Origin of the sequence: Amycolatopsis orientalis DSM 40040 = KCTC 9412 (assembly GCF_000478275.1) — a bacterium.
GTDB lineage: Bacteria > Actinomycetota > Actinomycetes > Mycobacteriales > Pseudonocardiaceae > Amycolatopsis > Amycolatopsis orientalis.
The window spans coordinates 1-222 of sequence record NZ_ASJB01000095.1; the positions used below are offsets into that span (position 1 = coordinate 1).

A 222-nucleotide genomic window follows, 5' to 3' on the forward strand; every position below is an offset into this window, starting at 1 on the left:
TTTTCAATTTTTTCTCAATGAGCAGCCCACCGCATTTCGGGCAAGGACGAGCGAGCGGCTGGTCCCAGGAAACAAAGTCACAGTCCGGAAAGCGATCGCAGCCATAAAACACTCGCTTCCGCTTGCTGCTGCGCTCCACGATTTCGCCTTCACGGCATTTCGGGCACTTGACGCCGATGGACTTCACAATCGATCTCGTATGCCGTCTTCTGCTTGAAAAAA

General features: G+C 52.7%; 1 protein-coding gene. It reads right to left on the minus strand.

What is annotated here, in order from left to right:
• Positions 1–187 (minus strand): DNA topoisomerase family protein (locus L324_RS44470; RefSeq protein ID WP_235783771.1); only part of this gene is annotated, 187 nt, incomplete at its 3' end.
• Positions 188–222 lie beyond the last annotated feature (35 nt).